The organism is Streptomyces sp. NPDC049577 (genome assembly GCF_040675635.1).
Lineage (GTDB): Bacteria > Actinomycetota > Actinomycetes > Streptomycetales > Streptomycetaceae > Streptomyces.
Map to the genome: position 1 here is coordinate 39633 of NZ_JBFAPH010000010.1, position 8770 is coordinate 48402.

The 8770-nt window shown below is 73.7% G+C and carries 5 protein-coding genes; 1 reads left to right on the forward strand and 4 read right to left on the reverse strand.

Features of this window, described 5'->3' with window-relative positions:
* Positions 1–14 precede the first annotated feature (14 nt).
* Both AB0K09_RS02800 and AB0K09_RS02805 read right to left on the reverse strand, forming a co-directional pair.
* The gene (locus AB0K09_RS02800; protein ID WP_366063433.1) at positions 15–2576 is read right to left on the reverse strand and encodes an FtsX-like permease family protein; all 2562 of its coding nucleotides are present in this window, start codon (positions 2574–2576) and stop codon (positions 15–17) included.
* Entirely contained in the window at positions 2573–3361 is a 789-nt protein-coding gene (locus AB0K09_RS02805) for an ABC transporter ATP-binding protein (protein ID WP_366063434.1), read from the reverse strand. Before AB0K09_RS02805 ends, AB0K09_RS02800 begins: the two co-directional genes overlap by 4 nt.
* 518 nt (positions 3362–3879) lie before the next feature.
* Here AB0K09_RS02805 and AB0K09_RS02810 point away from each other — a divergent pair.
* Positions 3880–5625 carry a lytic transglycosylase domain-containing protein gene (locus AB0K09_RS02810; protein WP_366063435.1) on the forward strand — a complete coding sequence of 582 codons (1746 nt, stop codon included), beginning with the start codon at positions 3880–3882 and terminating at the stop codon, positions 5623–5625.
* A gap of 131 nt (positions 5626–5756) precedes the next feature.
* Here AB0K09_RS02810 and AB0K09_RS02815 read toward each other — a convergent pair whose 3' ends face one another.
* On the reverse strand, positions 5757–6647 hold the full coding sequence (locus AB0K09_RS02815) for a cellulose-binding protein (RefSeq protein WP_366063436.1): 891 nt from the start codon (positions 6645–6647) through the stop codon (positions 5757–5759).
* A gap of 207 nt (positions 6648–6854) precedes the next feature.
* Positions 6855–8770, reverse strand: a 1916-nt coding sequence (locus AB0K09_RS02820; protein WP_366063437.1) for an SUKH-4 family immunity protein, incomplete at its 5' end; no start/stop codon positions are given.

Consider the following 8770-nt stretch of genomic DNA (forward strand, 5'->3'; position numbering starts at 1 on the left):
GGCCCCCCGGTCGGCTAGTCCGTGGCGATCGCGTTCAGGATGTTCATCCGTCCCGCCCGGAACGCCGGGATCAGGGCGGCCAGGAGGCCGACCACCGCGGAGCCGATGAAGACCGTGGTGATCGTCGGCCAGGGGATGTCCAGGACGCCGAGGCCCTGGAGGGCCAGCAGCTTCTGGGAGGTGACGCCCCAGGCCATGCCCAGGCCGAGGCCCAGCAGGGCGCCGAAGAGGGCGATGACCACCGACTCCAGGCGGATCATGCGGCGCATCTGGCGGCGGGAGAGGCCGATGGCGCGCAGCAGGCCGATCTCGCGGGTGCGCTCGACGACGGACAGGGCGAGGGTGTTCACGACGCCCAGCACCGCGACGATGATCGCGAGGGCCAGCAGGCCGTAGATCATGTTGAGCAGCTGGCCGACCTGGTCCCGGATGAGCTTCTTGTAGTCGGCCTGGTCACGGACCTTGGCCTGCGGGAAGTCGGCGAGCGCGGCCTTGAGGGACGCGGCGGCCTCCTTGGCCTGGCCGTCGGCCGCCTTCGCCATGAGGATCATGTCGAGCGGCATCTTGTCCGCCGGCAGATGGCGCAGCGCGGTCTCCCGGGCGGTGTAGATCGCGCCCTTGTCGAAGCTCGTGTCGTCCGTGGTGATGGCGTTGACCTTGAGGCGGGCGGTGCTGCCGCCGGTCATCGTGACGGCCAGCGTGTCACCGAGCTTGATCTTGTGCTTCTCGGCGTAGCCCTCCGGCACGGACATGCCGTCCTGGGCGAAGGCGCCGGCCAGCTTGCCCTTGACCGTCTCGATGCGCAGGTCGTCGGCGTAGGTGGGGTCGGCGGCGACCAGGCTCTCGTCGGCGGTGCCGCCGTCCGGGAGGGCGATCCGCGCCTGGACGTACGCGCCCTCGGTGAGGTGCGCGAGGTGCTGGGCGGACTTCGCGGCCTTGACGACCGAGGGGTTCAGCGGGCCGCTGTCGCTCGTGACGACGAGGTCCGCGCCCACCGACTTGTCCAGCTGCTCCGTGGCCGAGGCGACCATGGAGGAACCCACCACCGACAGGGCCGCGACCAGCGCCAGGCCGATCATCAGGGCGGAGGCCGTGCCGCCCGTGCGGCGCGGGTTGCGCAGCGCGTTGCGCTCGGCGAGCCGGCCGACCGGGCCGAAGACCCGCAGCACGACCACGCTCAGGGCGCGGACGACGAAGCCGGCGAGCAGCGGGCCGACGACCACGAAGCCGACCAGCGTCAGCAGCACGCCGATACCCAGCATCCCGGAGCCGGCGCCCGCGTCGTCGGACCGCCCCGCCACCACCAGCGCGAGGGCGCCGAGGCCGGAGAGCACCAGGCCGATGGTGGCCCGGACCTTGCCGGCCCTGCCGTCGGCGGGGTTGCCCGCGTCGCGCAGGGCGGCCATCGGGGAGATCTTCCCGGCCCGGCGCGCGGGCAGATAGGCGGCCAGGACGGTGACGACGACACCGATGGCCAGGCCCACGACCGGCGTGGTGGCCTTGATCGTCAGCTCGGAGGTGTCGAGCTTCATGCCCATCGAGCCCATGATCTTCATCAGCCCGACGGCCAGCGCGATGCCGCCGCCGATGCCCAGCACGGAACCGACGACGCCCAGCAGCAGCGCCTCGACCAGCACCGACCGGTTGATCTGCCGGCGGCTGGAGCCGATGGCCCGCATCAGGCCGATCTCACGGGTGCGCTGGGCGACCAGCATCGAGAAGGTGTTGACGATGAGGAAGATACCGACGAGCACGGCGATGCCGGCGAAGCCGAGCAGCGCGTACTTCATCACGTCGAGGACGGAGCCGATGCTCTCCTTGTTCTCGGCCTTGGTCTCGGCGGCGGTGTGCACGGTGTAGCCGGAGCCGACGGCCGCGACGACGTTCTTCTTCAGCTGCTCGTCGCTGACGCCGGAGGCGGCGGTCAGCCCGTAGCCGGTGTACGCGTCGGTGCTGCCGAGCAGCCGGGCCTGGGCGGTCGGGGTGTCGAAGTAGAGGACGGCCGCGCCCGGGTTGGTGGTCTTGTACGTCGCGATGCCGACGATCGTCACGGAGAAGTCGCCCGGCGCCGTCATGACGCGCAGCTTGTCGCCCGTCGTCAGGTCGTGCTTGCGGGCGGTGTCGGCGTCGAGGACGACCTCGGAGGGGCCGTGCGGCACATGGCCGCTGGTGAGCTCGACGGACTTCTTCTCGCTCTCGGTCCAGTTCGCACCCACGGTCGGGGCCCCGGAGTCGGGGCTGATGCTCTTGTTCCCGGCCTTGGCGGCGGTGAGCATCTGACTCGTGACGCGCGCCTCGACGCCGGCGACGCCCGGCACCCCGGCGAGCTTCTCCTTGAGGGAGGCGGGGACGGCCGGCGGCCGGCCCGTCTCCTGCGCGTGGTCGTCCTTCTTCGGCTGGACGGCCACGTCGGAGGCGGTGGAGGCGAAGAGCTTGTCGAACGTGGCGTTCATGGTGTCGGTGAACACCAGCGTGCCGCACACGAACGCGACCGACAGCAGGACGGCCACGGCGGAGAGCGCCATGCGCCCCTTGTGCGCGAGGAAGTTGCGCAGGGAGGTCTTGAGGACGGTCACGACACCCGTCCCCGGGCGTCGAAACTCTTCATGCGCTCGAAGACCGCCTCGGCCGTGGGGTCGCGCATCTCGTCGACGATGCGCCCGTCGGCCAGGTAGAGCACGCGGTCCGCGTAGGAGGCGGCGACGGCGTCATGCGTCACCATCACTATGGTCTGCCCCAGTTCGTCCACCGAGCGGCGGAGGAAGCCGAGCACCTCGGCGCCGGCGCGGGAGTCCAGGTTCCCGGTCGGCTCGTCACCGAAGATGATCTCGGGACGGGCGGCCAGGGCGCGGGCGACGGCCACACGCTGCTGCTGACCGCCGGAGAGCTGGTTCGGGCGGTGCTTCAGCCGGCCGGAGAGACCGACGGTCTCCACGACGCGCTCCAGCCACTCCTTGTCCGGCTTGCGGCCCGCGATGTCCATCGGGAGCGTGATGTTCTCCAGGGCGTTGAGCGTCGGCAGCAGGTTGAAGGCCTGGAAGATGAACCCGATGCGGTCCCGGCGCAGCCGGGTGAGCTTCTTGTCCTTGAGGCCGGTTATCTCGGTCTCGTCCAGATAGATCTGGCCGGCCGTGACCGTGTCCAGCCCGGCCAGGCAGTGCATCAGCGTCGACTTGCCGGAGCCGGACGGCCCCATGATCGCCGTGAACCGCCCGCGCTCGATGTCCACGTCCACGTGGTCCAGCGCCACGACCCGGGTCTCCCCCGACCCGTACGCCTTCACGACCTGCCGGGCCCTCGCCGCGACGCCGGCATGCCCTCCGCTGCCCCCGGTCCTGGGAATCGATACCGCCGTTGTCACGGTGAGTTCTCCTATGCCTTATGTCAGTGCATTACGTCAGTGCGTCACACGGTGTGACGGCTCCTGGGGCTCCAAGCCTGCGGGAACCGGGGGGCGGCCGCGATGGTGCCCGCCCGGGTCTTCGGGGTGGGGCCAGCCCCACCACCGGCCCCGGGCCGCCCGTAAGCCGCCGGTAAAAGGCTAGGCAGCGGGGGAGGCGCCGCCCCTCCTGCTGCGGTACGAAACGCGAGGAGGAGAACGCACACCCCGTCCCCTAGGGGACGGGGCCCGAAGAGCCGCTTCCGTCTCGGGGTAGAGGCTGCATCCTTACGCCGCGTCAACCACAACCGCGATACGCGTCCGCGCGCGGATTCGGGGGCGGCCTCGTGCGGGGGAACGCGTGGCGAAGAAGACGTGAAGCCGGTCCCCGGGCAAGACAATTGGGGTCGGTGGGAATTAGTGTTCGGTCTTATGGCCGAGGGGGGAGACTGATGCGCCCCCCTTCGCACGGCCGCCGGTCTCCGAAGGAAGCAGCCTCAGTGAAGATACTCCGTACTCGCGCTGCCAGCGTCTCCCGTCAGGGACTGTGCACTGCCCTTCTGGTCGCCAGTCTGACCACCGCCGCGGTCGGCGCGAGCCCGCCGCACAACGCCGCGGACGGCACGGACCCCTCGCCCGGTCCGGACAACCCGCAGAGCCGGCCGCACGGCACCCCCGACCTGACCCTTCCCGATCTGGTTCCCCCTCCCGGCGGCACGGTCCCCGGCAGCACGCCGGGCGACACCCCCGACGGCAGCACGGGCATCCCCGCGACCGCCCTCGCCGCCTACCGCAACGCCGAGCGCATAGCCGCCTCCCGCTGGCCGGGCTGCCACATCAAGTGGGAGCTCGTCGCGGGCATCGGCAAGGTCGAGTCCGAGCACGGCACGATGGAGGGCCGCAGACTCAACGCCGACGGCTCCACGGACCGGAAGATCCTCGGCCCCCGCCTGACCGGCGGCCAGTTCGCGACCGTCACCGACACCGACCAGGGCCGCTGGGACGACGACGCGCAGTACGACCGCGCCGTCGGCCCCACCCAGTTCATCCCCTCCACCTGGCAGAGCTTCGGCACCGACGGCAACGGGGACGGCGTCGCCAACCCCAACAACATCTTCGACGCCGCCGCCTCCACCGCCCGCTACCTGTGCGCCGGCAACAGGAACATGGACGACGCGGGCGACCTCGACAAGGCCATCCTCAGCTACAACCCCTCCCGCGAGTACGTCAACGCGGTCGTCGCCTGGATGCGCACCTACCAGCACGGCGGCGCGGGCTCGCTCCCCGACACCGGGGTCCCGACCCCCACCTCGCCGGCACCCTCCTGGCCGGGCACGACGCCGGCGCCTTCCCGGCCGAGCACCCCGAGCACCCCGAGCACCCCGAGCAAGCCCCGTACCCCGACGACGCCGACCACCCCGAGCAAGCCGGGCGGCGGCGACCACGGCACGGACAAGCCGAAGCCGCCCAAGCCGCCGACGACGCCCGTCGTCGACCGCCTGGAGCGCGTCGGCGAGGAGTCGCTGGAGGCCACCGCCGGCGAGACGTTCGCCGAGCGGCCCAAGGTGCGCGCCCTCGACACCGCCGGCAAGCCGGCCCCGGCCGGCACCCGCATCACGTTCGAGATCATCGGCCTGAAGACCGGCGCCCGCTTCGAGGACGGCAAGCGCACGGCCACCCTCACCGTGGACAAGAACGGCGAGGCGGTCTCGCCGGAGATCCTGGCGGGCGACCGGGCCGGCGACTTCACGATCCGCGCCGAGGTCGAGGGCAAGAACATCGGCGTGGACTTCGCCGCGACCGTCAAGGCCCCCACGGCCGACAAGCTCGTCCGGCCCGGCAAGGGCGAGCCGCTGACGGCGACGGCGAACACCGCCTTCGCCCAGAAGCTCGTCGTCCAGGCCCTCGGCAAGTCCGGCAAGCCGGTCGCCGGCACGAAGGCGACCGCCACCGTCCTCGCCTCCGACGGCACGGCCCTGCCGGCCGGCGTGGGCCCGTACTTCAAGGACGCGGCGGGCAAGCCGGTACGGACCCTGGCCCTGCCGGCGGCCGACGAGGACGGGCTGATCAGCGTGCCGCAGCTGACGGCGGACCAGCAGGCGGGCACGTTCCTGCTCCGCCTGACGACGGCCGAGGGCAAGATCCTCGACGTCACGCTGACGGTGACGCCGGCGGCGGCGAAGACGCCGACGACGCCGGCGACGACCCCGGCCCCCACCCCGAAGGCGACGTCGAAGAAGAACTGACGAGGCCGGGGTCCGCAGGGTCCGGGGGCTTGCCCCCGGACCCTCTCCCCGCCGCAACGGCGCTCAGCCCGCCGCGACCGGCCCGGCGGTGCCGGACCGCCCGCAGCCCGGGTGAAGAGCCATCGATCCGGCTAGCCCTCCGCTCCCGCGTCCTCCACGACCGGCTTGCCCGTCAGCGCCGCGAGACTGTGCCGCACATGCGCCATGTGCGAGCGCAACTCCTCGCGCCGCTCCTCGTGCTCGCGCAGCACCCGCTCCGTGTCGCGCACGATGCGCTCCTCACGCACCCGCGCCTGCGCGATGACCGCCGCCGCCTGCGCCTCGGCGTCCTCCTGACCGTGCCGGGCGGACTCCTCCGTGTCCGCGTACCGGCGCTGCGCCTCGCTCAGGGCGGTGCGCGCGTACTCCTCCAGCGCCGCCACGCGCGCCTCCATCGCCGCCTCACGCTCGGCGATCTCACGACCCGCCGCGTCCCAGCGCTCCGCGTGGTCCTTCTCCTGCTCGGCCAGGATCATGGCCGAGCGCTGCCTCATCTCCTTGAGGGCGGCCAGGGACTCGCCACGCAGCTCCTTGACCTCCTGGTGCACCGTGGCCCGCAGTTCGTCGGCGACGGACTGCGCGGCGAGCTGGGCCTGCCGGGCCCACTCCTCCGCCTCCGCCCGCACCGCCACGGACCGCTCGTGCGCCGCGTCCCGGGTCTCCCGGGCGTACGCCTCGGCCGCCTCGCGCAGCTCCGCCGCCTCGGCCTCGGCCCGCTCCCGCAGCCCGGCCGCCTCCAGCTCGGCAGTGGTCAGCAGGCCCTGGGCACGCGGCCCCAGCGACTCGTACGTCTGCGGGGGCAGCTTGGTGACGACCTGGGCGAGGCGCCGGACCTCGTCCTCCATCTCCCGCGCCAGGACCGTCAGCCGTGCCGCGCGCTCCCACGCGGAATCCCGCTGGCGAGCGATCTCCGCGACCGCGCGGTCGACCTGCTCAGGCCGGTAGCCACGGCCTCGGACAACAGCGAAACCGTCAGGAGACACCGATGAACTCATCCTTGTAGCCCCTTATATCCGGAAATCCGGTATGCGACGCGGTCCGGCGTACATCATTCCCGGACGAGCGAAGCGCCCGTGACACGACACTCCGCCCACCCTGCGGCAGCGGCACCCGCCGAACGACGGCGCAGGGCGCCCGTCCCGCCGTCCACGGGTCGAGCGCCCTACTGCCGTCCACACGTCGGCGGGCCGCTAGAACAGACCGTCCCACATCTGCTCCAGCAACACGGCCCACCAATTCTCCGGCGCGGACAGGGCCGCCGGGTCCAGCGCGGCCAGCTGGTCCTGGAAATCCACGGTCCAGCGCCCGGCCTGCTCCGGCGTCAGCCCGTAGCGCCAGCGCCACATCTTTCCGAGCAGCGCCAAAGAGCGTACGAACTGGGGAAGGCTCGTGTTGACGAACTGGGGCGCGGAGGGCCGCCCGTCGGGTCCGGCCTCCAGCGGAACCGCCACGATGTGCGCCGTACCGTACTGGACGCACAGCTGGCGCCCGTAGTCGCTGCCCATGACCAGATACGAACCGGCGTCCGGCGCCGGGGTCACGCCGCGCTCGGCGGCGAGCTCGGCGAGCGTCGGCACGGGCCGCCCGGGCTGCGCCTGCCCCCAGAAGAACGGCCCGAAGTCGACCGGCAGCCCCGCCCAGACGAGCGTCTGCGCGACGATGTCCGGCACGCCCTGCCGGGACACGGCCCGCTGGTCGAACCGGAACACGCCCTGCGGACCGAACGACTCCGCGAGCTCCCGCCCGATCACGTCCGGCGCCACGGCCGGCGCGGGCGGCACCTGCCCCGGCGGCGGCAGCGGCACCCGGTTCGGCGCGGGCCGCGCGGGCCCGTCCGCGACCTGGTGCAACTCACCCTGGTGCTCGACCAGGTGGCGCACGCCCTGCTGACGGGTGGCGTGGTCACGGCCGTAGGCGGCCGTGTGACTGACCCGCACCTGCGGCCACGTCTCCCGCACCATGCGGGCGCAGTAGCCGCCCGGCAGGTCGCACGACTCCAGCTCGGTGTGCAGCTCCAGCACCTGCTGCGGCGGCACGCCGAGCGCACGCAGCTCGTGCAGGATCTGCCACTCCGGGTGCGGGGTGCCGGGGGCACTCCGGCGGATGAGCTGCTGCTCGGACCCGTCCTGGGCCCGGTAGCGAAGGACCGCCATGTAGCCGGGACCGACGGTCGGCAGACCGGACGCCGGCGGCGCGCCGGGCACGCCGGGTGCGCCCGGGACGCCGGGCGGCTGCGGGACGCCGGGCGGCTGCGGGACGCCCGGACCGCCGGCCAGCATCGTCGCGGCGGCATGCACACCGCCGGGCGCCTGGGGGGCCGCCTGCGGGGTCGCCTGCGGGGTCGCCTGCGGCTGGGCGGGCGCGCCGGGCACACCGGGAGGCCCGGGCGGGGCGGGCACACCGGCCGCGGGACGGCCCGCGGCGCCGATCGCCTCGGGGGTGGCGAAGACGGTCGCGGCGTGGTGGGCGTCGCCCTGCGGGGTCGCCTGCCGGGTCGCCTGCGGCTGGGCCGGCGGCTGCGGCGGCTGCGGGACGCCGGGGGCCGGGGCGGGCGCGGGGACGCCCGGCGCCTGCGGGCCACCGGGACCCTGCGGGTAGCCGTACGCGGCGGGGGTGCCCGGACCCTGAGGGGCCGCCGGCGACTGCGGGCCACCCGGGGCCTGCGGGACGCCGGGAAGGCCCGGTGCCGGAGGAACCGGTGCCGGCGGAACCGGCGCACCCGGAGCCTGCGGATAGCCGTACGCGGCGGGAGCGCCCGGAGCGCCGGGGCCCTGCGGGAAGCCGGGAGTGCCGGGCGGGGCGCCGGGGGCGGCGCCCGGACCGTTCGGCGCACCCGGGAAACCGGGCACGGGGGCGGCGGAGGCACCCGGACCCTGCGGGTAGCCGTACGCACCCGGGGCCGGCGGGGCACCCGGGACGCCGGGGGCGGCGCCCGGCGTCCCCGGAGCGGGAGCGGGAGCGGCGGGGCCGCCCAGCGCGGCGTCCAGGGCCGGCGCGATCGCCGTGCGCGGCAGCGCGCTGCCGCTCGGCATCAGTTCCGTCTTGGCGTCGGGGCGGACGCCCGGCGGCGGGGTGTCGTCCGTGTCGGAGCCGGAGAGGGCCGGGC